The sequence below is a fragment of the Empedobacter sp. R132-2 genome, assembly GCF_030324375.1.
Classification (GTDB): domain Bacteria; phylum Bacteroidota; class Bacteroidia; order Flavobacteriales; family Weeksellaceae; genus Empedobacter; species Empedobacter falsenii_B.
Window position 1 is genome coordinate 1 of the sequence record NZ_JACAGG010000007.1, and the last position, 26,310, is coordinate 26,310.

Below are 26,310 nucleotides of genomic sequence, written 5' to 3' on the forward strand. Positions count from 1 at the left end.
ATTTTGTCCAACTATAGCTTGTATCCTACTAAAGTGGGTGGATATTTTATGCCCTAAATTTATTTAGGACGCTATTGGAAAAATATGCTTTTAGGATCAATAAAATAGCAGTAGAAGAACAATGGAAAAACGTTGTACTTGATCATTGGAGCAACTTCCTTAATATGGATAATATAACTGTAAATGATTTTGAAATAAATAAAGAAATATATTATCAAGCGACTACAGAGAGAAAAAAAATTATCGGACAACACCTTCTAAATTACCTAAAAAAATGGCATAAAGAAAATATAAATTATAACATAGAGATTCAGACATTCTTTCTACAAATCATGATAGAGACAGAGTTGTTTACAGAAATAAAAGATTATTTCAAACCATCAATTTATCAAAATGACTATAATTTAATGATTTTAGAAGAACTAATGAAAACTGACCATATTGCTGTAGAAGCTTATTGTAAAGATATTATTTCAAACAATTCTAAAGAAAAATACAACTACCCTTATTACAATATTCTAGAAAAACTTTATAAACAGACAAATGATTTGCCTAAATATACAGAAATAAAACTTTTAAAATTCCCTTACAATCCATCATTAGAAGATTTTCTTTTTATAAAAAATCATTTAAATGAAGAAGAAAAGTTTAAAAAATTCAGAACGAAAACACTTACTAATCTTAAAATAAATTTTTACGAATCAGATGATTGTATTGATTTATATTTTAAGATATTAGATGCTGAAAAGGAGTATAAAAAAATGATCGATGTAATAAGTAATTATGTTCCAGCTGAAATAATTTTATGTTATTTTGATCAACTCTTTTTATTTAACAAAAATACCTTCTTAATAAATTTACTTAAACGTTTAGCTTATCTCTACAGTTATTCTTCTCAAAAAGATATGGAACTTGATTTAATCAATAAAATTAAAAAATCATACGGCGATATACTTATTAAAAAATATTTAGATTTTTTAATTAATAGCGATAATTTTATAAAAATTAGAATTCAGAATAATGAATTTATAGAAAAACTACTTGACTAATTTATTTGTTTAATTGTGATCTCATAGACCTGAAATAAACAGTTGAATAAAATTCTGATGCTGAAAACAGTTTAAAATCAATATACATTGGGATGTGAATGAAACGATGAAGCTATCTTTTCGACAAAACGTGCCATGGAAGAAGAGCCTTTGCTAAAGGTTACACTTCCTAATATGGTTGATGAGAATTTATTATATATAACTAAACCCACCTCAATTGAGGTGGGCTTTATACTTCTATAAAAAGAATATTAAGAATGTATAGCTACAACAGTAGCTACTGCAGCTCTTACACAATCTTCGATATATGTTTTGATTGCATCACGATCCTCAACATTTATTTTACTGTCTTGATAAGCTTTTTCAACATCATTTTTCAAATCAGTAATTTTCTTTTCAGATTTCTCTATTTCTTTTGCGTCTTTTACATTAATACTATCAATCAACGCTTTACCCAAATCACTTGCTAATTTTTTAGCTTTATCATTTAACAATGCAGGCATCGGAATTTTAGCAACAGCAGCATTTGCGGCAGCAATATCTGTATAAATAACTGTTGCAATATCTGATTTTACTACAGCTTTGTCGCAACTTGATTTGCTTCGTTTGCATCATACGCTTTGTCTAAAGCTTTCTGTGACTCTTTTTGCGCTTTTTCTTGAGGTGTTTCATTTTTACAAGATCCTAATGTAACTAATGCAAATACACCTAAAACTATTGAATTTTTTTTCATTTTTATTTATTTTGTTAGATAGATACAACCAAATATAAAAAAACAATAATTAGACAAACATCGTTCATCTATATTTTAGAACTATTTAAATTTAACAGATCATACAAACCATTGATATATGTTAACTTATTCAATTAAAACTTCTTAACCTACATCAATATAATCAACTATTTAACTTCGTAAATTTGTATAACAAAAATAAAAACATATAAAAAAATCATTATGAATACAAAAAATATAGAAATAGTTATCGCTCCAAGAGAACCTCACTTCGTTGGAGATGGGTTTAGAGTTCACAATTTTATTCCAAGTGGTTATCATTTAGATATGAAAAGAATGGATCCATTTATTATGTTAGATTACAATTCAAAATTTCATTTTCCAGCAACAGACAAACCAAAAGGTGTTGGTGTGCATCCACACCGTGGTTTCGAAACGGTTACTATTGCTTATCAAGGAAGCGTTTCTCATCATGATAGTTCTGGTGGAGGAGGAACAATTCATCAAGGAGATGTACAATGGATGACCGCAGCTTCTGGTGTTTTACACAAAGAATATCATGCAGAAGAATTTTATAAACAAGGTGGAATTTTTCAAATGGTTCAATTATGGGTAAACCTTCCTGCAAAGGATAAAATGAGCACTCCAAAATATCAGGCGATCGAACATAAAGATATTCCTACTGTAGAAGTTGAAAATGGTTTTATCGAAGTTATTGCTGGGGAATACAACCAAACAAAAGGTGCTGCATCTACCTTTTCTCCTGTTAATATGCTGAATGCAAAATTGAATGAAGGCGGAAAAGCGAATTTTAGTTTTCCTGCAAATTACAATACCGTTTTATTGGTTATTGAAGGTGAGGTGAAAGTAAATGAACAAGAAATTGTTCCAACAGATCATTTATTATTATTTACTAACGAAGGAGAAGATTTTACAATCGAAGCAACTGAAAATAGCATTGTACTAATTTTGAGTGGAGAACCTCTAAATGAACCAATCGCTTCTTATGGTCCTTTTGTGATGAATACACAAGAGCAAATTCGCGAAGCTTTTGAGGATTTTAATAACGGAAAATTTGGTACTTTAGAAGATTAATAAACAACTTCAAAAATAAAACTGATGGAAATTAAACAAATTGATGATAAAAAAAATGGAGCTTTTGTCGTTTTAGATGGCGATAAAAAAGCTGGAGAAATGACATATGTTTGGGCTGGTGATGATAAAATTATTATCGATCATACAGAAGTTGACGAAGCTTATGGCGGACAAGGTTTAGGAAAAAAAGCTTTATTAGCCTTGGTTGAATGGACAAGAAATAATAATATAAAAGTAATTCCTTTATGTCCTTTCGCAAAAGCGCAGTTTGATAAAAATCCAGAAATTAAAGACGTTTTATCATAAAGTTTTCTCTTAAAAATACAAAAGGAACTCGAATCGAGTTCCTTTTGTATTTCTTAATATCCCACTGCTTTGTCATCTCCTCTTGGATCTGCACCAGCTTGATATGTTCCGTTAGTGTTGACCAAAATTCCTTCCACACGCCCGTAAGGTTTACGTTCTTTCAATGTATAACCTTTTTGTTTTAACGATTCACGAACGTTTTCTGAAATTGCATTTGGCTCATAATCGATTTGGTCTGGCAACCATTGATGATGAAATCTTGGTGCTGCAACAGCTTCTTGCATCGTCATTCCGAAATCAACAACATTCAAGATGGCTTGAAAAACTGACGTTATAATTGTAGAGCCACCTGGCGTTCCCACAACCATAAACAATTTACCATCTTTCTCTAAAATAGAAGGCGTCATCGAACTTAACATTCTTTTCGAAGGTTCAATCGCATTAGCTTTTCCTCCAACTAAACCATATAAATTTGGTGTACCTGGTTTTACAGAAAAATCATCCATTTCATCATTCAACAAAAATCCTGCACCTTCTACTACAACCAAAGATCCATAGGAATTATTCAAAGTAGTCGTTACAGAAGCCGCATTTCCATCTTTGTCAACAATTACATAATGCGTTGTTTCCATTGACTCTTTACCAATTATTTCTCCCGCTTTAATTGCTGAACTTGGTGTTGCTTTATCAAACGAAAAATCTTTCATTCGATTTACATTATAACTTTTATCCAACAATTGTTTTTGCGGAACTTTTATAAAATCTGGATCACCTAAATGCTCTGCGCGATCAGCATAAACGCGACGCTCTGCTTCTACCATCACTTGAATTGTAGAATCTGCTTGAAATCCCCATTTGTTGATTGGATAATCTTCGATTGATTGAAATAACGAAACCAATGCAATTCCTCCACTTGAAGGCGGCGGCATCGAAATTACTTTAAGACCTTTATAATTTCCCGAAACTGGCGTTCTCCAAACCGATTGATATTGTTTTAAATCTTCGTGCGAAATAATTCCGTTTCCGCGTTTCATTTCTTTCACTATTAAATCAGCCGTTTTTCCTTCATAAAAACCAGCACGACCTTTTTGTTGAATTAATTTTAATGTATTTGCTAATTCTTTTTGAACCAACAAATCTCCTTCTTTCCAAGATGATTTAGACGTTAAAGCATTCGTTTTTGAATTATATTTTACAAAATCATTATGCTTATTTGTCAGTTCGCTCGCTTGTTGTTTTGTTATTTTAAATCCTTTTTGAGCTAAACTAATAGCCGGCTGAACTAATTCTTTCCAATTTAATTTCCCATATTTTTCGTGCGCTTTCACCATTCCATCTACAGTTCCAGGTACTCCTGCAGCAAATTGTCCATACAAACTAAGATCAGTAATTGCATTGCCATTTTTGTCCCAATACATATCTTCACTTGCTTTTAAAGGTGCTTTTTCACGATAATCTAACGCATCTGTTTTTCCTTTTGCATCACGATAAACCAAAAATCCACCGCCACCAATATTTCCTGCATTTGGATAAACAACCGCCAACGCAAACTGAACTGCAATAGCAGCATCAATCGCATTTCCACCTTTTTTCAGAATTTCAACTCCAACTTTTGAAGCTTCGGGATGAGCTGTTACAACAGCTCCATTTTTGTAAGATTCTTGCGCATTCAACTGAATAATCGCGAAGAATGAAACTATAATAAATGATATTTTTTTCATAAAATCGATTTAAACAAAATACCAAACCTTCATCAATTACGACAAAGATTTGGTAAAACATATAAACTATTTAAATTATAAACTTAATGATAAACGAGCGAAAGCAAAACGTCCTCCAGTTCCGAATTGTTGTCCAGTACGTGAATACACGAAATATCCTGCTCCTCTATTTCCTCCAATTTTCGTTTCATCAGGATAGATATCAAACAAATTATTTGCACCAATTGTTAACGAAATATTTTTGTTGAAAGCATAACCAAAACTCAAATCTGTTACAACTTTTCCGCTAAATGTTTGCGAATCTGCCACCGTATTTGTCGCTGCATCAACTTCTCCAAAATACACGTTTCTTAAGTAAACATTCCATTTATCCAATGAATAATTCAAGGATAAATTAATTTTTGTACGAGGTATAGCCGATTCTAAATAAATACGACTTGAACGATCAAAATAAGTAGACTCTTTTCCTTTCAATAAATCGGAAGCATGTACATCGCCTACAACATTTGTCTTGCTAAAAGTCGCCGATAAATCTCCACGTAATTTTCCTGCTCCCAAACGATCTTGATACGTCAAAACAACATCTATTCCTTTCGTTTCGGTATCAATTGCATTTGCGAAGAAACGAGCCGAAGTTGCATTTGCTTGTTGCAATAATTCGTAAATCTCTTTGTCTTGAGCTGATGCATTTGCTGCATTACTTCCTGTGAAAGATCCTGTGTAAATGATTCGGTCATCAATTCTAATGAAATATCCGTCAACACTCAATTTGAATTTTCCCCAATTTGCCGTAGCTCCAGCCGAAACTGATTTCGATTTTTCTTCGTTCAATTGTGGAATTCCTAATAATTTTGCAGCACGACTATCATTTGTAAAAGTTCCTGAATTAGAAATTGCTCCATCTAAGAATAAACTTGATGTTGCACTAAAATATAATTGATGTAAAGATGGCGCTCTAAATCCTGTACTTGCTGCGGCTCTCAACACATAGTTTCCTAATTTGTATCGAGTCGAAATTTTTCCATTTAATGTTGAACCAAAATCTGAATAATCTTCATAACGTAACGCAGCAGCCACTAAGAAATCTTTCGTAAAATTAAATTCAGTATCTAAATACGCCGCAACAGAATGACGATTTGCATTGACTTCATTCGCTGGTAAAAATCCTGGAAAAGCTTGCGCTCCACCTGCTAAAGCAGTACCATTTACAGCGAATAATGTATTGATATTTCCATTAAAATCTTGTACATAAATTGGCTTTCCATTTCCGTCTACACCAATTTGACGAACTTTACCATAATTCGCATAAGATGACTCTTCACCTCCTACAATTTGATAATTTTCATAACGAAATTCTGCACCAAAAGCGACATTAATTCCAGCTAAAACATCATCAAAAAAACGCGTAAAATCTAGGTTGGTTGTATTCTGCGTAAAACGATATCCACCAGCTTCAAAAGATGTTGGTGAAGATTCTTTCATCGATGCGTTAACTGTATTTTTTACTCCAAAATCGATGGTATTATTTCCGTATGTGTTCGAAAAATCAACTTTCCAACCGTTAATTTCACTACGAATTCCCGCTGCTAAAGAGCGATCGTAATTATTGGTTTGAATCAATGGTAAAAATCCATTTGGATAAATTGACGCAACAGTTTGATGCAACTGAGCAGGCTGACGACGAAAGGCTGCTGATTCTCCTAAACGATAATTTAATCCTCCAAATGCATAAATTTCGGTTTTATCTGAAACTGGGAAAAGTGAATTAATAAAAATCGCACCTCCTTCATTTTTTGATTGTCCAATACGCGAAACATAATCAGCACGCGTTTCTCCACGGCGGGCTAATTCCTCCTCTGTAATATCTTTTCCAGTTGGATTTGGATATAAATCTGGTCGATTATAATCTGAAAAAATTGTTCCTGTAAATTCTTTTTGACGATTGAATGGTTGACGCTTGTCGTAAGAACCTGCAACATTTACAAATCCTCCTTTTTCTCCAACTTTTACACCATAATTCACATTCGCTTGAAAAGTTTCGCCATCAAAATTATCTTCTGCATTTTTCGAAAGATTTCCTCCATACGAAATTGACGCGCGTAGTTTATCTGTCGAATCTTCCAAGACAATATTAATCACACCTGCAATCGCATCAGAACCATATTGAGCCGCGGCTCCATCTCGAAGAATTTCAATTCGTTTAATTGCAGAAGTTGGTATTGCATTCAAATCTGTACCGACAGAACCTTTACCAAACGAACCATTAATATTAACCAATGATGTTGTATGACGACGTTTTCCATTAATCAAAACTAATACTTGATCTGGTCCTAAACCGCGCAAAGAAGCAGGATCTATATGATCTGTTCCGTCAGAAATAACTTGCGTATTCGAGCTAAAAGATGGTGCTACATAATTTAAGATTTGATTTAACGAAACTTGTCCTACATCTTTTGTAACCTCTTTAATATCTATCACATCAACTGGTGTTGAAGAATCTAATTGTGTACGTCCGACTGCGCGCGAACCAATTAAAACAACTTCGCTAAGATCAGTCTCCGAATTGATTGATTGTAAAAAGAAATCTAAAGAAACTTCATTTTCATCAAGCACATTAATCGTTTGCGTCGTTGTTGGCTCACCTATTTTTGAAACAATAATTTCATACTTCCCTGGTTCTAACGTTAGTTGATATAAACCATCTGCATCTGTTATCGTCGTGATATTTGTTCCTTTTACATTAACCGTTGCTTGATCGATTGGTCCATTTACATCTTCAACCGTACCTGTGACTTTAGTTTGAGCGAATAAAAATGTTCCACCGAAAAGAGCAGTTAGAAAAAATATTTTTTTGAGTGAGTATAATTTCTTGTTCATATTTACAATTTTAAAAGTCTAGCAAATTTATAGACTTTATAGAATATAAAACAACTCGTTTTTAAATAAAATAAAAGAAAACTTTAAATTAATATTAAATAGAGATTCTATTCTAAAAATAAGATTAATAATAGAATATAATTCTACATAACAAGTAGAGTATTGATTTTTATTAAATAAAATTTCATAAAAAAAGAGCTCAAAGTGAGCTCCTTTTAAAATATTTGTTGAGAAATAATTATTTCAATTTCTTTTTAACCTCTACAGTTTCGTAAGCTTCGATAATGTCACCTACTTGAATATCGTTGAAGTTTTTGATGTTAAGACCACATTCGTAACCTTTACTAACTTCTTTCACGTCATCTTTGAAACGTTTCAATGAAGCTAATTCACCATCGTGGATCACAACTCCGTCACGAATGATACGAATACTAGAGTTTCTGTAAACTTTACCGTCTAACACCATACATCCAGCAATAGTACCAACTTTCGTTACTTTGAATGTTTCACGTACCTCAATATTACCTGTTACTTGCTCTTTCAACTCTGGAGATAACATACCTTCCATCGCTTCTTTGATCTCTTCGATCGCAGCATAGATAATTGAGTAAGTTCTAATTTCAACTTCTTCTTTTTCTGCAATATCACGAGCAGATCCACCAGGACGAACATTAAATCCGATAATAATCGCATCTGAAGCAGAAGCTAATAATACGTCAGATTCTGTAATTTGTCCAACTCCTTTGTGTAAGATGTTAACAATAATTTCTTCTGTCGAAAGTTTTTGTAAAGAGTCTGTCAATGCTTCTACAGAACCATCCACGTCCCCTTTCAAGATAATATTCAACTCTTTGAAGTCTCCTAAAGCAATACGACGTCCAATCTCATCAAGCGTAATATGTTTTTGTGTACGAATAGTTTGCTCACGTTGTAATTGATCTCTACGAGTTGCAATTTGTTTCGCTTCGCGTTCATCTTCGTAAACTTTGAACTTATCACCTGCTGTTGGCGCACCCGCTAATCCTAATATTGTAACTGGTGTTGATGGTCCAGCAACTTTGATATTGTTCCCACGCTCATCTAACATTGCACGAACTTTACCATGGTGAGATCCTGCTAATACATAATCTCCGATGTGTAATGTACCTGTTTGTACGATAATTGTCGAAACATATCCACGTCCTTTGTCTAATGCAGCTTCTACAACTGTACCAGATGCTTTACGTTTTGGATTCGCTTTAAGGTCTAATACCTCAGCTTCTAATAATACTTTTTCTAATAAATCTTCTACTCCTAAACCAGATTTAGCCGAGATTTCTTGAGATTGGTAAGTACCACCCCAGTCTTCAACTAATAAGTTCATTTGAGCTAATTGCTCTTTTACTTTTTCTGGGTTAGCTGCTGGTTTATCAACTTTATTGATAGCGAATACCATTGGTACTCCAGCTGCTTGAGCATGAGAAATTGCTTCACGTGTTTGTGGCATGATTTGATCATCGGCCGCAATTACAATAATTGCAATATCCGTTACTTGAGCACCACGAGCACGCATCGCTGTAAAGGCCTCGTGACCTGGTGTATCTAAGAACGCTACACGCTTACCACTTGGCAATGTTACGTTATACGCACCAATGTGTTGTGTAATACCTCCAGACTCACCAGCAATTACGTTTGCTTTACGAATATAATCTAATAAAGATGTTTTACCATGGTCCACGTGTCCCATTACAGTTACGATTGGCGCACGAGTTACTAAATCTTCTTCGTTATCGATTTCTTCTTCTTCAGTTGAGATTTCTTCTTCAGCATTAGCAAATACTGCTTCGAATCCGAAATCATCTGCAACTAATTGAATTGTATCCGCTTCTAGACGTTGGTTCATGGTAACCATGATTCCCAATGACATACATGCAGATATAACTTCTGTAACAGAAACATCCATTAAAGAAGCTAATTCGTTAACCGTTACAAATTCTGTTACATGTAAAGTTTTGTCCATGTCTATTGCTTCTTGCTCTTGCTCAGCAAACTCACGACGCTCTTTACGTTTGTCTCTTCTGTGTTTAGCCCCTTTAGATCCTTTTCCTTTATTAGTAAGTTTATCTAAAGTGTCTTTAATTTGTTTTTTAACATCTTCGTCAGAAAGTTCTACTTGAGGAACTCTTGGTCCACGGTTGTTTCCACCTCTAAAGTTTCCACCACCTTGACGATTACCACCTTGTCCACCTGGGCGATTACCTCCTTGTCCTTGACCTCCTTGACGGTTGTTATTATTTCCTCCTCCGTGGTTGTTATTACCACCTTGGCGGTTATTATTATTTCCTCCTCCGTGGTTGTTGTTACCACCTTGACGATTGTTATTGTTTCCTCCGTTTTCTCCAGCTTTTGCTACATCTTCTGGTTTAACGTTTTTCTGGATACGTTTGCGCTTTTTCTTGTCAGCAGCGTTATTAGCACCTTTTTGATTCCCTTTTTTATCGTCAGTTTTTTTCTTATCAAATTTAGATAAGTCAATCTTTGCACCTGTAAAATTAGGTCCATCTAATTTTGTGTAGACAGTTTCAATTTTTTGAGGTTCAACTGCTGCTACTTCTTCAATTTCTTCTTTCTTCACTTCAGGCTTCGCTTCCGTTTTTATTTCAGGCTTTTTAACCTCTTCCACCTTTTTAGGTTCTTCTTTCTTCACCTCTTTTTTAACTTCCGCCTTAGGTGCTTCCGCCTTTTTAGGTTCTGCTTGCTCTTTTTTAGGAGCTGGAGAATCTTGCTTTTTAGGTTTACCTGTATTATTTATTTTATCAAGATCAATAACTTTTATCACTTTCGGTCCTTTCGGTTCCTCTTTTGATTCAGTTTTAGGTTCAGCTTTTGGTGCTTCCTCTTTCTTGATTTCTTCTTTCTTCACCTCTTCTTTTACCGCAGTTTTTTCTACTTTGGCTTTAGGTTTCAAAGCATCTAAGTCTATTTTTCCAACAGTCTTTGGTCCTTCCAATTCAACTTTCGTCGTTTCAATGATTTCAGGTTTCTTTTCTACTGGTTTTTCAGTTGCAGCTTTTGCTTCTGCTTCTTTTTTCTCAGCGGCTTTGATATCTGAAATTTTGTTAATGACTACTTCACCGGAAGCTTGCTTTTGTTTAGCATCAGATCGGAACTCATTAACTAAAATATCGTAAGTTGGCACATCGATTTTAGAGTTCGGATTTTTCTCTACAGTTTTACCTTTCCCTTCTAAAAAGTCAACAGCTCTATCTATTGATATATTTAATTCTTTTAATACTTTACTTAATCTTATTGTTTCCGACATATGAAGCTAATCTCTTATTTTAATGTTTGCAAATGTATGAATTGTTTATGACTTGAGTATGAATTAATCTTCAAACTCTTCTTTTAAGACACGGATAACGTCTAAGATTGTCTCTTCTTCTAAATCCGTACGCTTGATTAAGTCATCAACATCTTGTTCTAAAATACTTTTGGCAGTATCTAGCCCGATAGCACTGAATGCTTCGATTACCCATGCATCGATTTCATCTGAGAATTCTGATAATTCTACGTCTTCGTCTTGGGCGCCTTCTCTGAAAATATCAATTTCCATTCCAACTAATTTAGAAGCTAAACGAACATTGTAACCTCCTTTACCAATTGCTTTCGAAACTTCGTCTGCATTTACGTAAACTAAGGCTTTGTTTTCTTCTTCATTAATTTCGATATTCGAAATTTTAGCTGGGCTTAAAGCGCGTTGAATAAACAAACTCATGTTGTTTGTGTAGTTGATTACATCGATATTCTCGTTACGTAATTCGCGTACAATTGAATGGATACGAGATCCTTTCATTCCAACACAAGCTCCTACTGGATCGATACGATCGTCGTAAGATTCTACTGCTACTTTTGCTTTATCTCCAGGGATACGAACTACATTTTTGATTGTAATTAATCCGTCTAAAATCTCTGGAATTTCTTGTTCAAATAATTTCTCTAAAAATTTTGGTGATGTTCTAGATAAAATAATTTGAGGTTTTGCTCCTCTCAATTTTACGTCATCTACAACAGCACGTAATGTATCTCCTTTTCTGAAAAAATCTGATGGTATTTGATTTTCTTTTGGTAAAATCATTTCGTTTTGTTCGTCATCCATTATAATCACTTGTTTGTGACGTACATAATGGATTTCTCCCGTAACTACTTCTCCGATTAAACCTTTAAATTTTTCGTATAAATTAGAATTATCATGCTCCATTACTTTAGACACCAATGTTTGGCGTAAAGTTAAAATTGCACGACGACCTAATGCTTCGATCGGAATTTTTTCCGATACTTCTTCACCTACTTCAAAATCTGGCTCAATTTTACGTGCTTCAGATAATTCGATATCTGTTGCGTCGTCTTCTGAAAAACCGTCTTCTACAACGATACGGTTGTGCCAAATCTCTAAGTCTCCTTTATCAGGATTTACAATAATATCAAAGTTATCATCTGTACCATATTTCTTTTTCAAAACACTTTTCAGGGTATCTTCTAAGATTGCCATAAGCGTAATACGGTCGATGTTCTTATCGTCTTTAAAATCTCCAAAAGATTCAATTAATGCAAGATTGTCCATTAAACTTTTATTTTTTTAAAAGGTGACTTTTATAATCGCTTTCTTGATGTCAGCGTAATTTATTTTTTCTTTGTGTTCTACTGTAATTTTTCCTTTTCCTACAGGTTTTGGTTCGCGCGCTTCCCAAAAAATTGTAACACCTTCTTCATCAGCTTCTACAATTTCGCCTTCCATCACTTTGTCGCTTAATGTAGCTTCTAAAGTTCTTCCTACATTTTTGACAAATTGGCGTGGCATGGTTAGGTTACTTCCTACACCAGGAGAGGAAACCTCTAATGCAAAATCACATTCTTCTCTATCAAGATTGTGCTCTACATATCGGCTTATTCTTACAATTTCTTCGACTGAAAGACCTTCGTCTCCATCTGCTAAAATTACAATTTTATCATCTGGAGTGATTTTCCAATCGATAAGAAACAATGACGGATTTTCCGCTATTGCTTCGTCTATCAGCTGTTTTACTTTATTTGAATCCATATACAACGAAAAAGAGAGCTATAACCAGCCCTCCTCCATTTATTCCTTTAAATTCTTTGCAAATATAGTTAAATATTTTTTATTGACCTAATTTCAATCATTTAATCTGACTAATTCATTAAGTGATAAACAAATATTCCTATAAAAATTAATGTTAAAATAACATCATATCCTGTTGTTAAAATAAATCCGACAAAAGATCCGAAAGCAGATTTTAATGCAACTTTAGGCGAAGCCGCAGTAAAAACCAATTCGCCTAATAATGCTCCCAGAAAAGGACCTACGATAAACCCGATTGGTGGAAAAAATAATCCGATGATTAATCCTACAATAGATCCCCAAATCCCGTATTTGGTTCCACCTAATTTCTTGGTCATGTAAGCTGGTAATAAATAATCTAAAAGCGCACCTAATAACACAAAAAGTCCTGCAATAATTATCGTTCCCCAATTGTAACTACAATCACTACTGAATTTAAAAACCAATAATCCGACCAATGCCAAAGGTGCTCCTGGTAAAGCTGGCAAAACAGTTCCGACCAAACCAACAACCAATAAAATTCCACTAATAAGATTTAGTATACTATCGTTATCCATTATTTTAGTATTTTTAAAACTGTAACTTTGCACAAACAAATCTATTTAAACTCAATTAACAGCTTATGCAAGATAAATCTTTTTATGAAGAATTTTCTGATGGTGTAAAATTTTTTTTCAATCAATATTTCAAAATTGATTTATCCGAAAATCTTTTTACCTTTTTAGAAATTGTTACTTGGATAGCTATTCTTTTTGTGATAGATTTTGTGCTAAGAGTTATTATTCTTCCGCTTCTAAAAAAATTAAAGAATTTCACCGAAAACGATTGGTTGAAGTTTTTGTACAAAAACAAAGTCTTTCTTTCAGCTATTCATCTTGTTCCAATCAGTTTTGCATTAAGCATGAATGTTATTTTGTTCAAGAATGAAGGAAATATTTTTCATGTTGTTCAACGCATTACACAACTTATTTCATTAATCGTTTTTACGCAACTTATTTTCCGAGTTATCAATACAATTATTGATGTGTACAACGAAGAAAATAGTTATACAACAGTTGGAGTGCGAACTTTTGGGCAAATGTTGAAGTTTATTATCACATTTTTTGCGATTATTTCTGGAATAATGATTTTGTTTACGGTTGATAAAAATACAATTATTACCGTTCTCGGAGCTTTAACCGCAGCTGTTTTATTGATTTTTCGTGATGCAATTTTCGGATTTGTTTCTGGTTTGCAAATCTCCTATTCTAAAATTGTAAAAGTTGGCGATTGGATTACCGTTTCCAAAGGCGATATTGAAGGAATAGTAAAAGAAATTAACATCAATTTGGTGAAAATTGAGAAGTTTGATAAATCTATTGCAACGGTTCCTACTGTAGATTTGGTATCGTCTCAGGTAACCAATCATATGGCGATGTTGGCAACTGGAACACGTCAAATAAAACGTTCTGTTTCGTTTAATGTAAATTCGTTTCAGTTTTGTAACGAAGAAATGTTAAATCGTTTCGAAAATATTACTTTAATTCATCATTATATTCAACAAAAACGTCACGAAATCTCTATCTATAATCAAAACATTGAAAATTCTGATTTAGATATTAATGGTAAAAACTTAACCAATATTGGTGTTTTTAGAATTTATGTTGAACATTATTTAAAAAGTTTAAAAACAGTTTCGCAAAATGATCCAATTATCGTAAAACAATTACCTGTTTCGCCGCTTGGAATGCCGTTAGAAATTGGTTGTTTTACAACTTCGGCAAGCAATTTGGAATTTGAAAGAATTCAGTCCGATATTTTCGATCATTTGTTAACAGCTTGTCGTAAATTTGACTTAGAAATTATGCAAAGCATTTCGCTTTCTGATATAAAAAAATTATAATATAAAATCATGACTAAATTAAGTGTTAATATAAATAAAATTGCCACAATTCGTAATGCGCGTGGTGGAAATACGCCAAATCTTGTAGAAGCGGCAATCAAAATTCAGGAATTCGGAGGGCAAGGAATTACGATTCATCCACGTCCAGACGAACGTCATATTCGTTACCAAGATGTGTACGATTTGAAACCTGTTGTAACAACTGAATTTAATATTGAAGGAAAACCGATTGATAGTTTTATGGAATTGGTTTTAAACTCAAAACCAGAACAAGTTACCTTGGTTCCTGATTCAGAAGATGCGATTACATCAAACGCTGGTTGGGATACAATCAAACATTTTGATTATTTAACAGATGTGATTAAAACGTTTAAAGATGCTGGAATCAGAACTTCTATTTTCTTAGATCCAAATCCTGCTTTAATTGAAAGTGCTGCGAAAACTGGTGCTAATCGAATCGAGTTGTACACAGAAGAATTTGCGACGCAATACGGTTTAGGAAATCTTGACGCAATTCTTCCTTATAAAGAAACGGCAAAATTAGCAATCGAAAATGGATTGGCTGTAAATGCTGGACACGATTTGAGTTTAGATAATATTGAATATTTTATTCGCGAAATTCCAACAATTGCAGAAGTTTCTATTGGTCACGCGTTAATTTCTGAAGCTCTATATTTAGGTTTAGAAAATACGATACAAGCGTATTTACGTAAAATTGAATTAGCAAATTTGTAGAAAATGGCAGAAATCTTACATAGCAAAATTGTCGGCTCTGGTGAAAAACATTTATTGGTTTTTCATGGATTGTTTGGACAATTGGATAATTGGAGCACATTAGGAAAACATTTTGGCGAATATTTTACAACACATTTGATTGATTTACGCAATCATGGACGTAGTTTTCATAGCGAAGATTCTTCTTTGGAAGCGATGACGCAAGATATCGTGAATTATATGGATGCAAATTCTATCGAAAAAGCACATTTGTTGGGACATTCGCTTGGCGGAAGAATTGTGATTGATTTTGCGATGATTCATCAAAATAGATTAGATCATTTGATTGTTGTGGATATGGCACCAAAAGCGTATCAACCTCATCATAATGCGATTTTCAAAGCATTGAAATCTGTCAATTTTGATCAAGTTGAAACTCGAAAAGATGTAGAAACGACTTTAGAACAATATATTCCTGAAATTGGTGTGCGACAATTTTTGTTGAAAAACGTGTATCACGCCGATAATGGAAAATATGCTTTTCGATTCAATTTAGCTATTTTGGAGAAATTTTACCAAGAGATGATTGGTTCTGAATTGTTAAAAGGCAAATTTGATGGTCCAACTTTATTTTTGGGTGGTGCAAATTCAAATTACATTATGCCAGAAGATGAAATGATTATCAAAGAGCGTTTTCCAAATGCGGAAATCAAGAAAATTGCAAATGCAGGACATTGGTTACATGCCGAAAATCCGAAAGATTTTACAGCAGAAGTTTTAGATTTCTTGTTGAATAAATAAAAACAAAAAAGCGAAATTCTAAATTTGAATTGCGCTTTTTTTATATCAGATTATCATTCCAAGTTTATCGAGAAATCTATTCTTTAACTCAATTTATTTTCTCTCAACAACGACCAATAAATCATAGTTGAATCTCGACTCAATTCAGAGAAATTTAGTTTTGTCAAAAGTTTCGTTGAACCAATATTTTCTATCAAACAACAAGCGGTTACTTCTTCTAAAGTTTCTTTTGTAAATGCCCAATTTATCAATTCCGCAGCTGCTTCAGCGGCAAAACCTTGTTTTCTTTCTGCTTCGATAATTCCATAACCAATATCACAACTTCTTCCAACAAAATTATAACCTTTAAAACCAATGTCACCAATTATTTCTCGTGTTGATTTCTTGATAATCATCCACGATTCGAAACCTGTTGGTGCGTCAACTTTAGACAAGTTTACAATAATTCGAGGCAATGTTTCGATTACATCTGCATCTGGCCAACCTTTTCCTCTAACTAAATTTAATTGCTCTAATTCGGTATAATTATTCTGTAATATATTTTCGCAAATGGAAATCGTGAACGGCATCAAAATTAATCGTTCGCTACACAATTCCGTTACTTGTAAACTTTCTAAATGCATAATTGATGAAATTTTATAACTTCAAAATGTATCAACTCATCTTTCATTAATTTTTGAGAAGAATAAATCAACAATTCAATGTTTTTGAATGTAAATCTTACCAAATAATCTCTTCCCTGAAATTTTGATGAAATTACTTTTCCTTCAAATTTTCCATTTTCAGAAATTGTAATTTCTTCTGGATAAATCACAATTTTAGACGAATCAATTCCTAAATCTTGCGAATCATCCAACACATTTACATAACCAAAAAGTTTGGCCACATAAGCTGTTGCAGGAGAATTTCGCACATTCTCGACCTCATCAAACTGAATCATTTTTCCGTTTTGCAAAACTAAAATTTTATCCGAAGTATAAAAAGCATCATTCAAATCATGCGTTGTAAAAATCAGTGTAATTTGATGCACCTTGCACCAATCCATAATTTTTTCTCGAATGGTTAATTTTAATGTTTGATCTAAATTAGAAAAAGGTTCATCCAACAACAAAATTTCGGGTTGTTGTGCCAAAGCTCGCGCAATAGACACACGCTGTCGTTGACCTCCACTCAGTTTATTTGGAAAAATATGTTTAAAGTCTAACATTTCAACCACCATTAACGCTTCGTCAATTTGTTGTTGCTTAAGTTCTAAATCAAAATTGCTTAAGAATTTTCCGACATTTTCACCAACAGTCACAAAATCTAACAAATCATAATCTTGCGCTACGTATTTCATCATTTTATGACCTGGAATCAAATTATAAGCAGGACCACGTAATTTCTTAGTATGATAGTAAATTTCTCCTTCTTTAAAATCTAGCAAACCATAAATCAATTTCAGTAAAGTTGATTTTCCACTTCCACTTTCCCCAATAATACTTATCACTTCGCCTTTGTTAACTGCAAAATTGATGTTATCGAGTACTTTTTCTTCGAAATCTGGATAATTATAACTGAGTTGTTTTACGTTTAGCACGATTGAATAATTTTTCTTATGTTTGGCTAAGGTATTAGATTTATTCAATATGAAATAATTGTTTAATTATTTCATTTATTGATATAAATCAATATCAACTATTAATTTATATTATAGTTTTGTAAAAGAAAAAATTAAAAAAAGCAATATGAAAAAATTATTCTTAGGATTGGCTGTTGTTTCTGCTGTTGCATTAACTTCTTGTGGAGGAAAAACTGAAACTAAAGCTGCAACTGAAGCTCAAGAAGGAGCAACATCAACTGAAGGAGCGGCAGAATATACTGTTGATACAACTGCATCTGTTGTAAATTGGAAAGGTGGAAAAACTTTTGACGATATTAACAAACCAGAAGAAGGTCACTACGGAGTTGTAAAATTAAAAGAAGGTTCTGTAAAAGTACACGACGGAGTTTTAGAATCAGGAAAATTTGTTGCTGATTTTGCTTCTTTCGAATCTAAAGATTTAGATGCTGATGCAGAAAGCAAAGGAAAATTAGATGGACACTTAAAATCTGCTGATTTCTTAGACGTTGAAAAATTCCCAACTGCAACTTTCGAAATTACAGGAGTTAAAACTTTAGAAGGTGGAGATTACAATTCAGAAATTTCTGGAAACTTAGATTTCCGTGGAGTTCCTAAAAATGTAACTTTCAAAGCTAATGTAACTGTTGATGCGAATGGTGTAACAATCAAATCTGAAGAATTCGGAATTAACCGTAAAGATTTCGGAATTGCATTCGTAGGTGCTGGAGGTTCTATCATAAAAGACGAAGTTTTATTACAAGTAGATTTATCAGCTAAACCAGCTGCTGCAACTGAAGAAGCTGCAAAATAATCGAATTGAATATTCATAAAATAATAGAAGCCATTTATCTTAGATAGATGGCTTTTTTGTTTTAGAGGCGAAAAAATATAATTTCTCTCATTTTTTTTGTGATAATTAATTGAACTTAATTATATTCGTACTCATAATTAATAACATACATTAACAAAACAATGAAAACAATTAAGTTCTTCCATCCGGATGAAACATTTAATTATAATATTGAAAAATCGTTATGCAAAGTCGTTTTTCAAGGAAATAAAAAATGTTTGTTGGTCGAAATACATTCGACTGATGACTTAGAACACGTAGAAGGCGATTCGTTACAAAACGATTTTCCTCAACTTTCTTTATTTATTGATGATTTTCCTTTGGACGTAGAATCTGTAGAAGAATTAAACGGTAAAAAAGTTTCTATTCCTTACGGTTTTGCCGAGGAAGAAGACGAAGAAGGTGAAACTGTGGAAGTATATTACACAACGTTGAATGTTTCGGAAGAAGATTACGAAACAGTAAACAACGAATTAACTTTTAGTGTAAACGATAAAGGAATTTTGACCTTGAACTGGAAAGGTGAAGTGCAAGATTTTGTAGAAGAATCTGAAAAAGATATTCCTTTCGAAATAGAATGTACATTTGAAGAATTCGAATTCACAGAAGACGATTTTGAATAAAAAAAATACAACAAAAACCTCTCAATTTAGAGAGGTTTTTTTAATCACTATAAATTATGAAAAAGTTTACTTTAACTCATCGATTATTACATTGGACAATCGGAATATCGATGATAATGCTTTTCTTAACTGGTTTTTTGAGAATGGAATGGATGAGCAAGAAAAATCTTTCTGCTTTAATTACCAATGAAGTTTCAAAAGAAGGTTTAAACATTTCTGACGCTACTTTAAAAACAATTGGAAGAAGTTCTTTAGAACCAATGTGGCAATGGCACGAAATATTTGCTTATATCGCTTTAGGTCTTTTTGCTGCCCGAATTGTTTATATGCTGATAAAGGGAATCCGATTTCCTAATCCCTTGAAAAGTCATTCAACATCCGAAAAGTTTCAGGGAATAATTTATATGATTTTCTATTTATTAATGCTAATTAATATTGTGACAGGATTTTATTTAATGTGGGGAAATGGAACTTACAAAGACCCAATGGAAGAACTGCATAAAACTGCAATTTATTGGTTTCCTATCTTTTTTCTTATTCATCTCATTGGAGTTATTATCGATGAAGTCAATAAAAATTCTGGAATTGTTTCTAAAATGATAAATGGTAAAGATTAAAAATAGAAAAAGACACTTTATAAAGTGTCTTTTTTATTTAAACATTTGATATATTTTATCTTTTTCGTAACCTTCGATAGTTACTTTTTGATCAGTACTATAAAATGTATATTCTCTACGATTATCCGTATCTATAATATAATTCGGAAAAGATTTATTTGGTCTTTGCATTCTTGCTTCTTTGAGATTTTTTCGATCTTTGTTAGAAATCAAAAAAGTCTTTTTATCAAGAATCAAAAAGTAATATTCTTTTTCTAAGGAATAATAGCTGCTTGATGATTTTACAGTTAAGATTAATTTATTATCCATTACTTGATAAGTTCCTTCAGCAAAATCATAATTAGCATTATTGATTTCTTTACCGTTTTTATCTAACTCTACAATACAGTTATAAAAAACCGACTTGTATTTGAATTGTTGATTATTAAACAATTTCAATTCAAAGTTGCTATGTTTAAAGATTAAAGGAGTGGTCAATACTAATTTATCTTGCGCTTTTGTACTAATTGCAAGGAAAAATAATAATCCAACCAATAATTTATTCCACAAATTCATATAACTGATTAACAATTATATAAATTTAAAGAAAATTATCTTCCTTTCATAAAAATCCAAGCTAATAAACCCCAACCGATAATCATGAATAATCCTCCAAGTGGCGTAATTGGTCCTAAAAATTTAAGGTTTGCATTCCAATGTTCTGCGAATGACAACAAATAGATACTTACAGAAAAAACAAATGTTCCGGCAATTAAACACCAAGCAGCAGAACGTTCTAATAAATTATTAAATTGAAAATACATTCCAACAGCTAACAAAACAATTGCGTGATACATTTGGTAACGTACCCCAACTTCAAAACTTGCTAATTTTTCTGCAGGCAAAATTTTCTTGAACGCATGAGCTCCGAAAGCACCTAATATAACCGCCGTCATTCCGTATAATGAAGCGATTGTCAACACAAGATTTTTCATAAATTATCTCTTTTTATTTTATTCAGATTTCTTTTTTCCTGCCACAAAATCTTTCAAATAATATGGCTCGAAATACGCAACATCTTCAAATGATTTTTGATTAAACTTTTCTTCCGCAACACGAATCATATCTTTTGCCGATGGAAAAGTTTGTATAAACGTAGCATCTAAATGCGCTAAAACTTCTTGACATTTTTCTGCTCCATCACCCACAAAAATAATTTTATTTCCTTTCAATTCTTCAAAAGAAGTTTCATCGATTACTTTAGCTTCTGTTTCTGTTAACTGATTTCCTTGCTTATCAAACAAAGCTGTATAGACTTCCATTCGTCTTGCATCAATCATCGGAATGATATAATCGACCTCTTGATTCAATTGTGATTCCGCCAAAATTTGCAACGAATTAATCGCCATCAATGGAATATCAGAACCATATGCAAAACCTTTAGCAGACGAAACGCCAATACGCAAACCTGTGTAAGAACCTGGACCTTTTGAAACACAAACCGCCTCGATATCTTTCCAATTTATTTGCGCACCTTCCACACACCAATCCACAAACTGATTCAGTTTTTCGCCATGTGCATAATTTTCATCACTTTCTTCAACCAAACATAGTTGAACGCCATCTTTAGCAATCGAAACCGAACAATTTTTTGTTGAAGTTTCTAAATTTAAGATTGTTGCCATGCTGCAAAGATACATCACGAAAGTTAGATGATTTATGTTTGATAAGATGATTTTCTTTCGGAAATAGAGAAAATAGTTAGCTTTAATCGATTTCTTTGACCAATTCTAATCTGTCCACAATAGAATTTTGTTCTAAAATAGTTCCTGGAGAAAGAACTGCATTTGCTCCAATTTTTGAATCGTCTCCTACCAAAGCTCCAAATTTCGTTACACCAGTTGAAATAATTTGATCGTTGACTTTTACAGAAATGTTTTAACAATACGTTCATTGTAATGATTCGCACAAATAGAACCAGCCTCAAAATTTACATTTTCACCAATTAAACTATTTCCAACAAAATTGAAGTGAGCTATTGCTGATTTTTCAAAAAGAATTGCTTGTTTTACTTCTGATCCCGGACCAACAATAACCGAATTCGTAAGAAAAATTGGTCCACGTAAATAGGCATGCGCTCCGATAAAACAATTTTCTGAAATAATAATTGTTCCTTTTAGTGTAACTCCTTTCTCTACAGTTGCAGATTTATGAATCGCAACATTACCTTCGATCCTATAATCATCAGATAGTTGCTGAATTTTATTCGTAAGAATTTCTTCTTAATTATCTACGATTTCCCAAGGTTGCTGATTTGCATTTTCTGGAAAGTGAGACAAAAAACTTTTTACGTAATCTTGAATATTTATCATTTCTAAATTTAAAAAATCTAGAAATAAATTATATCAAAAAAAGGTTATTAAAATAGTTAAACCTCTATTTCTCCTCCAACGTTATTGGAACGCCAGCATAGAAATCTAATACTTTTTGTTTAAAAATGTAATTGTATTTCGCTTGCAACATTTGCGATTCTGCAACCATCATATCATTACGCGAACGGTTAAAATCGTATTGATTAATGACTCCAGCATTGTAAGATTTTTGTGCAAAATCGTATGAAATTTTCGCATATTTTACCGCTTCTTTCGACGAGTCGTATGACGCATAAGAACTATTTACTTCGAAATACGCAGATTGAACATTTTTCAGCACATCTTGTTTCGATTGTAGAAGGTCAACTTTTGCTAAATCCTCGTTGATTAATGCTTTCTGAATATTAATTTTATAGGAATATTGATTCCAAATTGGAATACTCACACCAACTCCAAAAACGCCTGTTACATTATGTCCTAATTGCTCTAATAATGCATCTTGACGTAATCTTTTATTGAAATATTGTAGATAATTCGTTCCGAAATTGAAACTTCCTGTCACTTTTGGAAATAATGAAGTTCGCGCGATTTGAGTTTCTTTCGCAGCAACATCAATTTGCAATTCGGCATGTTTTACAGAAGGCTGATTTTGATAAGCCGTTTCTACCACATCATCCAAATTATACAATTGAGACGTTACATTATCTGGAATTTTGACATCAGTTACAGCAAAATTTCGGTAATCATTTAATTGCAACAACATCGCTAAATTGAACAATGCACGCTCTATTTCGATTTGTGCATTTACCACTTCACGTGTATTTGTCGCGACTTCAGATTCAGATTGAGCAACAACAGATTGAGCTACTGAACCAGCTTTGAATTTCTTTTGATTTTGATCCAATAATTGTTTCGAAATAGTTAGATTTCCTACTGCAACTTGTTTCAATTCTTTGTTCAATAAAACCGCCAAATAATAATTTGCAACTTGTAACGAAATATCATTTATCGTCATCGCAGTTTGTACTTTCGACGCTTCTAATTCCAAAGCAGCTTTGTCTTTATTCAATTGAACAACTCCACCATTGTAAATATTGATGCTAGATTGTACGCCAAATGAATGCGCAAATTGATAATATCCCTTTTCTATTGTTGGATTATAAGTTCCGATAGTAAAGTTAGTATCTACATAACCCGAAACCGTTGGCAACCAAGCGTTATAGGTTAATTCTAAATTTTTATTAAAAATTTCTTGGTTGATGGTATTCTGTTGAACAGTCAAATTATTTTTCGAAGCATATTCAATACATTTTTCAATTGTCCATCCTTCTTGGGCAAACGAAGGAAGAGAAGTAATAAATAGTAAAGTAAAAAATAATTGTTTCATAGACTATTCTTGTCAGAAAATTAAAGATATAAAATAAGTCGAATTTCTAACCAAAATGTTACGAAATTCGACTTAAAGTTTTTATTTGGTTAAAATCTTAACCTTTAATTTTTGAAGCAATTGCGAATTCTTCTGCAAAAGCAGCGATTCTTTCTGCAACTTCTTTTTCCTCTGTTGCTCTTTCGTAAGAACTAGACATTGAAATTAAAATTTGGTGAAAGAAACGTTTCATATCATCTTGTGTCATTTCTTTTGTCCACAAATCGATACGCAAAGCCTCTTTTGCTTTATCATCCCAAACAGAAAGTAACATTGCTTTTGTTTCTTCGTGACTAATTCCACCGTCTGGTGCATTCCAAGTCATTTTTTCTGGTACGTGATTTTCGTCCAATTCAATCTCTACCGTAATATTTGTTGTTCTCATAACTTCTAATTATTAGTTTATTTCACAAAATGGTAAACTTTACCATCAATTGTTTTTGTTGTATAATTTGTTGAATTATTACTTTCTAAAGCTGGCTTATATTTAGAATCTTTGAAGATTTTTTGACCATCCATATCATCTAACAAAGCTTTCAATTCTACCTTCGGATTCTCTTTCATGTATTGGCGAATAATTTGCAAACCAATCCAAGCCGCAATTCTTCCTGGAGAATCTTGTTCTATTTCATTATTAAATTTTGAAAATGGACTAACTGCTAAAAAGCGTTTATCCAAAGAAGCATCTGAACTGAATACATAATTTTGCTCCACAAAAAAGTTCCAAATTTGACCTTCGTTCTCAATACACCACTGAATTTGTTCTGGCGTGTAACCAACTTTATATTCGTCTGGTGTATCTGTTAACAATGCATCTTGCAAAATCAATTTCTTCCCTTCATAAATCATTTTATCAATAAATAATTGATTTCTTGGGCTAAATGTTACCACATCATTCGCAATTGCATCAACAGCTTGAGAAGGCAAACGATTAAAATCTAAATTTGTGCGTAAATAACGTTCTACGCCAATGCTATCATATAATTTATTCTTTGACCCCAAATACGCATCCATCGCAATAAACATCAAGCCAGATTGCTGACTAAACATCACAGGATAATCTATATTTTGTAAACCTGATGAATAGGTATAAACCGTCGGAATTTTATATTCTGGAAAATAAAATTGGTAACGTTGAAACATCGGAGTTAACGATTCATTTAAGTTTTTAAAATCTCCAAAAACCTTTCGAGATTGTCCATAAATACTCAATTCTTCTTTATTACGACGTTGACTTTCCCATACATCATCCGCAGTTTTTGCATCAAAAAAGAAAGGATAATCTTTTCGTAAAGTCGCTAAAGGAATCGAATCGTTAAAAAAATCTTGGCTGATATCATGAATATTCAACTGAACATTTTGTTCTTTGACATCCACTTCCCACGATTTTTCTTTTTTGCACGCAGTAAATAAAATTAAACTCGCAAAAGCTAAGCCATATACAAATTTCATTGCTTGGTTATTTAGCTAACAAAAATAGTAAAATAATCTGTAGTATTTTCAACCCTAATTTTTTTCATAATCTGCTATCTTTGAAATAAATTATTAAACTATGCAAACTGAAAAAGTTGTAGAATATATTGTTTCTTGGTTGAAAGATTATTTGGAAACAGCGCACCAAAAAGGCTTTGTGATTGGAATTTCGGGCGGAATTGATTCGGCTGTAACCTCAACACTTTGTGCGATGACAGGCTCCCCTTTACTTAATTTGGAAATGCCAATTCATCAAGAAAAAAATCAAGCGGATAGAGCAAAACGTCATATTGAATGGTTAAAAAATAAGTTTTCGTCGCCAATCGATTCGATAGAAGTTGATTTAACCTCAACTTTTGATGCAATGGTTTTGGCTTTACCAGAAACGGAAACAACGGATAAAGTGAATTTAGCCTTGGCCAATACACGCTCTCGTTTGCGTATGACAACACTTTATTATTTTGCTGGTTTACACAATTATTTGGTTGCAGGAACAGGAAATAAAGTCGAAGATTTTGGCGTTGGTTTTTATACGAAATATGGTGATGGCGGTGTAGATCTTAGTCCAATTGCTGATTTGATGAAATCGGAAGTGTATAAAATTGCTGAGTTTTTAGGAGTTAATACAGATATTCAAAAAGCAAAACCAACAGATGGTTTGTTTGGTGATGATCGTTCGGATGAAGATCAATTAGGTGCAAATTACGATGAATTAGAATGGGCAATGAAAGCGAAAGAAGCTGGAAAAACTGCAAATGAATTTGAAGGTAGAGAAAAAGAAGTATTCGAGATTTATTCCAGATTAAATCGTATTAACCAACATAAAATGGTTCCAATTCCGATATGTGATATTCCTGAGGAGTTGATGAACTAAGCGGTAAGCACAATTAATTTTTTCAATATAAAAGCAAGCGAAAGGTTGCTTTTTTTTATTTTGATGTGATGTTGAAACGAGTTCAATATGACTTACGTATAAATGTCATTCTGAATAAAACGTTAGTAGAATGAAGAATCGAAGATTCCTCCTAACGTCGGAATGACATTTTCTTAGTTTACACTTGAATAAGTCAAAA

At 32.8% G+C, this 26,310-nt stretch carries 27 protein-coding genes; 10 read left to right on the forward strand and 17 right to left on the reverse strand.

Going from position 1 to position 26,310, the window contains the following annotated elements:
* Positions 1-164 precede the first annotated feature (164 nt).
* Positions 165-1,049: a hypothetical protein gene (locus tag HXZ69_RS05420; RefSeq protein WP_286495292.1), complete on the forward strand. Its 885-nt coding sequence runs from the start codon at positions 165-167 to the stop codon at positions 1,047-1,049.
* Between the two features lie 251 nt (positions 1,050-1,300).
* Here the strand turns inward: HXZ69_RS05420 and HXZ69_RS05425 are convergent, their stop codons facing one another.
* Both HXZ69_RS05425 and HXZ69_RS05430 read right to left on the reverse strand, forming a co-directional pair.
* A complete protein-coding gene (locus HXZ69_RS05425; protein WP_125350491.1) occupies positions 1,301-1,552 on the reverse strand; it encodes a hypothetical protein in 252 nt (83 codons plus the stop codon).
* A gap of 71 nt (positions 1,553-1,623) precedes the next feature.
* Positions 1,624-1,782, reverse strand: a complete 159-nt coding sequence (locus HXZ69_RS05430; RefSeq protein ID WP_185144212.1) for a hypothetical protein — start codon at positions 1,780-1,782, stop codon at positions 1,624-1,626.
* 222 nt (positions 1,783-2,004) lie between these two features.
* Between HXZ69_RS05430 and HXZ69_RS05435 the strand changes: the two genes are divergently transcribed.
* Together HXZ69_RS05435 and HXZ69_RS05440 are read left to right on the forward strand one after the other, a co-directional pair.
* Positions 2,005-2,877: a pirin family protein gene (locus HXZ69_RS05435; RefSeq protein WP_286495293.1), complete on the forward strand. Its 873-nt coding sequence runs from the start codon at positions 2,005-2,007 to the stop codon at positions 2,875-2,877.
* 24 nt (positions 2,878-2,901) lie between these two features.
* Positions 2,902-3,183 carry a GNAT family N-acetyltransferase gene (locus tag HXZ69_RS05440; protein ID WP_286495294.1) on the forward strand — a complete coding sequence of 94 codons (282 nt, stop codon included), beginning with the start codon at positions 2,902-2,904 and terminating at the stop codon, positions 3,181-3,183.
* A gap of 53 nt (positions 3,184-3,236) precedes the next feature.
* On the opposite strand, the gene ggt is transcribed toward HXZ69_RS05440, so the two are convergent.
* From ggt to HXZ69_RS05470, 6 genes are all read right to left on the reverse strand, one after another.
* Positions 3,237-4,904 carry a gamma-glutamyltransferase gene (gene ggt / locus HXZ69_RS05445; protein WP_286495295.1) on the reverse strand — a complete coding sequence of 556 codons (1,668 nt, stop codon included), beginning with the start codon at positions 4,902-4,904 and terminating at the stop codon, positions 3,237-3,239.
* Positions 4,905-4,979: 75 nt separating this feature from the next.
* A complete protein-coding gene (locus tag HXZ69_RS05450; protein WP_286495296.1) occupies positions 4,980-7,781 on the reverse strand; it encodes a TonB-dependent receptor in 2,802 nt (933 codons plus the stop codon).
* 238 nt (positions 7,782-8,019) lie between these two features.
* The gene (infB, locus tag HXZ69_RS05455; protein WP_286495297.1) at positions 8,020-11,082 is read right to left on the reverse strand and encodes a translation initiation factor IF-2; all 3,063 of its coding nucleotides are present in this window, start codon (positions 11,080-11,082) and stop codon (positions 8,020-8,022) included.
* Positions 11,083-11,145: 63 nt separating this feature from the next.
* Entirely contained in the window at positions 11,146-12,381 is a 1,236-nt protein-coding gene (nusA, locus tag HXZ69_RS05460) for a transcription termination factor NusA (RefSeq protein WP_114997920.1), read from the reverse strand.
* Positions 12,382-12,396: 15 nt separating this feature from the next.
* Positions 12,397-12,858, reverse strand: a complete 462-nt coding sequence (rimP, locus tag HXZ69_RS05465; protein WP_221854248.1) for a ribosome assembly cofactor RimP — start codon at positions 12,856-12,858, stop codon at positions 12,397-12,399.
* A 110-nt stretch (positions 12,859-12,968) separates the two neighbouring features.
* Complete coding sequence (locus HXZ69_RS05470) at positions 12,969-13,454, reverse strand: DUF456 domain-containing protein (protein ID WP_286495298.1); 486 nt, start codon at positions 13,452-13,454, stop codon at positions 12,969-12,971.
* Positions 13,455-13,519: 65 nt separating this feature from the next.
* On the opposite strand from HXZ69_RS05470, the gene HXZ69_RS05475 reads away from it, so the two are divergent.
* From HXZ69_RS05475 to HXZ69_RS05485, 3 genes are read left to right on the forward strand one after another with little or no spacing between them, the layout of a single operon-like run.
* Positions 13,520-14,779, forward strand: coding sequence for a mechanosensitive ion channel family protein (locus tag HXZ69_RS05475; RefSeq protein ID WP_221854250.1), 1,260 nt, complete (start codon positions 13,520-13,522; stop codon positions 14,777-14,779).
* Between the two features lie 9 nt (positions 14,780-14,788).
* A complete protein-coding gene (locus tag HXZ69_RS05480; protein ID WP_286495299.1) occupies positions 14,789-15,514 on the forward strand; it encodes a pyridoxine 5'-phosphate synthase in 726 nt (241 codons plus the stop codon).
* Positions 15,515-15,517: 3 nt separating this feature from the next.
* Positions 15,518-16,294 (forward strand): alpha/beta fold hydrolase, encoded by a 777-nt coding sequence (locus tag HXZ69_RS05485; protein WP_286495300.1) that lies wholly within the window; start codon positions 15,518-15,520, stop codon positions 16,292-16,294.
* Between the two features lie 83 nt (positions 16,295-16,377).
* Here HXZ69_RS05485 and HXZ69_RS05490 read toward each other — a convergent pair whose 3' ends face one another.
* Positions 16,378-16,917, reverse strand: coding sequence for a GNAT family N-acetyltransferase (locus tag HXZ69_RS05490; protein WP_286495302.1), 540 nt, complete (start codon positions 16,915-16,917; stop codon positions 16,378-16,380).
* Positions 16,908-17,921: an ABC transporter ATP-binding protein gene (locus tag HXZ69_RS05495; RefSeq protein ID WP_286495304.1), complete on the reverse strand. Its 1,014-nt coding sequence runs from the start codon at positions 17,919-17,921 to the stop codon at positions 16,908-16,910. Before HXZ69_RS05495 ends, HXZ69_RS05490 begins: the two co-directional genes overlap by 10 nt.
* A 100-nt stretch (positions 17,922-18,021) precedes the next feature.
* Here HXZ69_RS05495 and HXZ69_RS05500 point away from each other — a divergent pair, with 100 nt between their 5' ends.
* The 3 genes from HXZ69_RS05500 to HXZ69_RS05510 all read left to right on the forward strand — a co-directional run bounded on the left by HXZ69_RS05500 (position 18,022) and on the right by HXZ69_RS05510 (position 19,987).
* A complete protein-coding gene (locus HXZ69_RS05500; protein WP_286495305.1) occupies positions 18,022-18,708 on the forward strand; it encodes a YceI family protein in 687 nt (228 codons plus the stop codon).
* Between the two features lie 161 nt (positions 18,709-18,869).
* Positions 18,870-19,370: a hypothetical protein gene (locus HXZ69_RS05505; protein WP_038335039.1), complete on the forward strand. Its 501-nt coding sequence runs from the start codon at positions 18,870-18,872 to the stop codon at positions 19,368-19,370.
* A gap of 56 nt (positions 19,371-19,426) precedes the next feature.
* Positions 19,427-19,987, forward strand: coding sequence for a cytochrome b/b6 domain-containing protein (locus HXZ69_RS05510; protein ID WP_221854255.1), 561 nt, complete (start codon positions 19,427-19,429; stop codon positions 19,985-19,987).
* Between the two features lie 33 nt (positions 19,988-20,020).
* Here HXZ69_RS05510 and HXZ69_RS05515 read toward each other — a convergent pair whose 3' ends face one another.
* The 7 genes from HXZ69_RS05515 to gldB all read right to left on the reverse strand — a co-directional run bounded on the left by HXZ69_RS05515 (position 20,021) and on the right by gldB (position 25,216).
* Positions 20,021-20,542 (reverse strand): hypothetical protein, encoded by a 522-nt coding sequence (locus tag HXZ69_RS05515; protein ID WP_286495306.1) that lies wholly within the window; start codon positions 20,540-20,542, stop codon positions 20,021-20,023.
* Between the two features lie 35 nt (positions 20,543-20,577).
* Positions 20,578-20,961 carry a DUF423 domain-containing protein gene (locus HXZ69_RS05520; RefSeq protein ID WP_286495307.1) on the reverse strand — a complete coding sequence of 128 codons (384 nt, stop codon included), beginning with the start codon at positions 20,959-20,961 and terminating at the stop codon, positions 20,578-20,580.
* Between the two features lie 18 nt (positions 20,962-20,979).
* Complete coding sequence (gene tsaB, locus HXZ69_RS05525; RefSeq protein WP_221854258.1) at positions 20,980-21,651, reverse strand: tRNA (adenosine(37)-N6)-threonylcarbamoyltransferase complex dimerization subunit type 1 TsaB; 672 nt, start codon at positions 21,649-21,651, stop codon at positions 20,980-20,982.
* Between the two features lie 240 nt (positions 21,652-21,891).
* Positions 21,892-22,242 carry an LbetaH domain-containing protein gene (locus HXZ69_RS15360; RefSeq protein ID WP_502875738.1) on the reverse strand — a complete coding sequence of 117 codons (351 nt, stop codon included), beginning with the start codon at positions 22,240-22,242 and terminating at the stop codon, positions 21,892-21,894.
* Positions 22,243-22,402: 160 nt separating this feature from the next.
* Positions 22,403-23,725 (reverse strand): TolC family protein, encoded by a 1,323-nt coding sequence (locus tag HXZ69_RS05535; RefSeq protein ID WP_221854259.1) that lies wholly within the window; start codon positions 23,723-23,725, stop codon positions 22,403-22,405.
* A gap of 97 nt (positions 23,726-23,822) precedes the next feature.
* Positions 23,823-24,149, reverse strand: a complete 327-nt coding sequence (gene gldC, locus HXZ69_RS05540; protein WP_038335027.1) for a gliding motility protein GldC — start codon at positions 24,147-24,149, stop codon at positions 23,823-23,825.
* A gap of 17 nt (positions 24,150-24,166) precedes the next feature.
* The gene (gene gldB, locus HXZ69_RS05545; protein ID WP_219033845.1) at positions 24,167-25,216 is read right to left on the reverse strand and encodes a gliding motility lipoprotein GldB; all 1,050 of its coding nucleotides are present in this window, start codon (positions 25,214-25,216) and stop codon (positions 24,167-24,169) included.
* Between the two features lie 100 nt (positions 25,217-25,316).
* Here gldB and nadE point away from each other — a divergent pair, with 100 nt between their 5' ends.
* Positions 25,317-26,111, forward strand: coding sequence for an NAD(+) synthase (gene nadE, locus HXZ69_RS05550; protein ID WP_286495309.1), 795 nt, complete (start codon positions 25,317-25,319; stop codon positions 26,109-26,111).
* The last annotated feature ends 199 nt before the right edge of the window (positions 26,112-26,310 follow it).

Coding starts and splice junctions, on each gene's coding strand:
- HXZ69_RS05420 (WP_286495292.1), top strand. CDS start 165: ATGGATAATATAACTGTAAATGATTTTGAAATAAATAAAGAAATATAT.
- HXZ69_RS05425 (WP_125350491.1), bottom strand. CDS start 1,552: ATGCCTGCATTGTTAAATGATAAAGCTAAAAAATTAGCAAGTGATTTG.
- HXZ69_RS05430 (WP_185144212.1), bottom strand. CDS start 1,782: ATGAAAAAAAATTCAATAGTTTTAGGTGTATTTGCATTAGTTACATTA.
- HXZ69_RS05435 (WP_286495293.1), top strand. CDS start 2,005: ATGAATACAAAAAATATAGAAATAGTTATCGCTCCAAGAGAACCTCAC.
- HXZ69_RS05440 (WP_286495294.1), top strand. CDS start 2,902: ATGGAAATTAAACAAATTGATGATAAAAAAAATGGAGCTTTTGTCGTT.
- ggt (WP_286495295.1), bottom strand. CDS start 4,904: ATGAAAAAAATATCATTTATTATAGTTTCATTCTTCGCGATTATTCAG.
- HXZ69_RS05450 (WP_286495296.1), bottom strand. CDS start 7,781: ATGAACAAGAAATTATACTCACTCAAAAAAATATTTTTTCTAACTGCT.
- infB (WP_286495297.1), bottom strand. CDS start 11,082: ATGTCGGAAACAATAAGATTAAGTAAAGTATTAAAAGAATTAAATATA.
- nusA (WP_114997920.1), bottom strand. CDS start 12,381: ATGGACAATCTTGCATTAATTGAATCTTTTGGAGATTTTAAAGACGAT.
- rimP (WP_221854248.1), bottom strand. CDS start 12,858: ATGGATTCAAATAAAGTAAAACAGCTGATAGACGAAGCAATAGCGGAA.
- HXZ69_RS05470 (WP_286495298.1), bottom strand. CDS start 13,454: ATGGATAACGATAGTATACTAAATCTTATTAGTGGAATTTTATTGGTT.
- HXZ69_RS05475 (WP_221854250.1), top strand. CDS start 13,520: ATGCAAGATAAATCTTTTTATGAAGAATTTTCTGATGGTGTAAAATTT.
- HXZ69_RS05480 (WP_286495299.1), top strand. CDS start 14,789: ATGACTAAATTAAGTGTTAATATAAATAAAATTGCCACAATTCGTAAT.
- HXZ69_RS05485 (WP_286495300.1), top strand. CDS start 15,518: ATGGCAGAAATCTTACATAGCAAAATTGTCGGCTCTGGTGAAAAACAT.
- HXZ69_RS05490 (WP_286495302.1), bottom strand. CDS start 16,917: ATGCATTTAGAAAGTTTACAAGTAACGGAATTGTGTAGCGAACGATTA.
- HXZ69_RS05500 (WP_286495305.1), top strand. CDS start 18,022: ATGAAAAAATTATTCTTAGGATTGGCTGTTGTTTCTGCTGTTGCATTA.
- HXZ69_RS05505 (WP_038335039.1), top strand. CDS start 18,870: ATGAAAACAATTAAGTTCTTCCATCCGGATGAAACATTTAATTATAAT.
- HXZ69_RS05510 (WP_221854255.1), top strand. CDS start 19,427: ATGAAAAAGTTTACTTTAACTCATCGATTATTACATTGGACAATCGGA.
- HXZ69_RS05515 (WP_286495306.1), bottom strand. CDS start 20,542: ATGAATTTGTGGAATAAATTATTGGTTGGATTATTATTTTTCCTTGCA.
- HXZ69_RS05520 (WP_286495307.1), bottom strand. CDS start 20,961: ATGAAAAATCTTGTGTTGACAATCGCTTCATTATACGGAATGACGGCG.
- tsaB (WP_221854258.1), bottom strand. CDS start 21,651: ATGGCAACAATCTTAAATTTAGAAACTTCAACAAAAAATTGTTCGGTT.
- HXZ69_RS05535 (WP_221854259.1), bottom strand. CDS start 23,725: ATGAAACAATTATTTTTTACTTTACTATTTATTACTTCTCTTCCTTCG.
- gldC (WP_038335027.1), bottom strand. CDS start 24,149: ATGAGAACAACAAATATTACGGTAGAGATTGAATTGGACGAAAATCAC.
- gldB (WP_219033845.1), bottom strand. CDS start 25,216: ATGAAATTTGTATATGGCTTAGCTTTTGCGAGTTTAATTTTATTTACT.
- nadE (WP_286495309.1), top strand. CDS start 25,317: ATGCAAACTGAAAAAGTTGTAGAATATATTGTTTCTTGGTTGAAAGAT.